At 66.1% G+C, this 1,152-nt stretch carries 1 protein-coding gene; it reads right to left on the reverse strand.

The annotated features are described in order from the left end of the window. Window positions 1–1,152 (reverse strand): RHS repeat-associated core domain-containing protein (locus ACZ5CR_RS46480; RefSeq protein ID WP_468870094.1); only part of this gene is annotated, 1,152 nt, incomplete at both ends.

Raw genomic sequence — 1,152 nt, forward strand, 5'->3', positions numbered from 1 at the left:
CGGTCCCACGCGTGCGGCGAGTCTCGGGCCTGGGCGAGTTCCCAGTTGGTCAGCCCTTCGAAGTCGTTGGCGGGGTTGACGTTCTCCCCGGCTCGCGCCGAGGCCACCGGGTCGGTGATTCCGTCAAGGTTGAAGTGGATCCGTGAATTCGAGCCGGTGCCAAGATAGCCCTGGACCTGCTGATGCCAGGAACTCCCTTCGGGCCATTCGTGATACGTGAGCGCATTGCGCTCCATGCCGAATTCCGCGAGAGCCATCGGATTGTCGTCCGTGCTCTCGAGGCCCAGGGCGATATCCGTGCCGCAGTCGCCCTCAAGGCCGAGCGGATCGGACCAGGTATGCGGATTGTGGACATAGGACCGGTGATTCGGCGCGGGCGTCAGTCCGAGAGGATCCGGGCTGACGTAGTGGCCGGTGTCCGGGTCGTAGTGGCGGTGCCGGTTGTAGTGGAGACCGGTCTCCGGGTCGTGGTACTGACCGGGAAATCTCAGCGGGGTGTACGCCGTGGCGTCGGCATTCCAGGTCGTGCTGCCCCAGAGAGTCGACCGCGTCTGCCAGGCAACGGCCCCTTCCTCGTCGACCATTTCGACAGGAGTGCCGACGAGATCGGTGACGATGGCGAAGAATCGGCTGTCGATCTCTTCATCCGTGAGGGCATCGACACGTCGCTCCGTCTGGGCGATCGGGTGGAGCCCTCGATGGTCCCAGGTGAGAGCGATCGGCGACGGCAACTCCGGGGACGTGGTGCACTGTTCGGCGAGCGTGTCGCCGTCCCACGCGAAGCGGGTCTCCTCCACCACGGTCTCGCGGTCCACGGCAAGCCGCTGTTTCGCGATGCGCCGCCCGAACGGATCGTAGCGGTAACGCCATATAGTGCCGTCCGGCGTCGTGACCTCGGTGAGCCGGTCCTCCGCGTCCCATGCGTATCGCCAGATGTCCGGCTTCCTCGACAGGCGCACCCTGCGCTTGAGGACGATCCGCCCGTCACGGTCGTACTCGTAGTGGACTCGTCCCGCCCGCACCAAGGTCGCTCCGGTGTATTCGCGAGCCCCTTGCGCGTCGCCTCCCGCATGCCTCTCGGGCCATGCGGCGTGCGTCTGGTTACCGGCCGCGTCGTAGGTGTAGCCCTCCGTCCAGTCCTGGGCCGTGACA

The sequence above is a fragment of the Streptomyces sp. NPDC031274 genome (genome assembly GCF_055570235.1).